This is a genomic window from Pseudomonas sp. LM13 (genome assembly GCF_041381355.1).
Classification (GTDB): Bacteria; Pseudomonadota; Gammaproteobacteria; order Pseudomonadales; family Pseudomonadaceae; genus Stutzerimonas; species Stutzerimonas frequens.
Window position 1 is genome coordinate 1 of the sequence record NZ_JACBXH010000162.1, and the last position, 214, is coordinate 214.

Genomic DNA, 214 nt, shown 5'->3' on the forward strand with positions numbered 1-214 from the left:
TAGGAGCTTGACGATGACCTACTCTCACATGGGGAGACCCCACACTACCATCGGCGATGCGTCGTTTCACTGCTGAGTTCGGGATGGGATCAGGTGGTTCCAACGCTCTATGGTCGTCAAGCAATTCGGTTGCTGCCTCGGGGTTGAGCCGCTGCAGCGAATTGGGTATGTGATCGAATCGGTATTGCGTGTTCGTGCAGATTTTCGGTCTGTA

At 54.2% G+C, this 214-nt stretch carries 1 rRNA gene; it reads right to left on the reverse strand.

Annotated elements, in window-relative coordinates:
* Positions 1 to 5: 5 nt before the first annotated feature.
* Positions 6 to 121: ribosomal RNA gene (rrf, locus tag HZR81_RS23835) — 5S ribosomal RNA — on the reverse strand.
* Positions 122 to 214 lie beyond the last annotated feature (93 nt).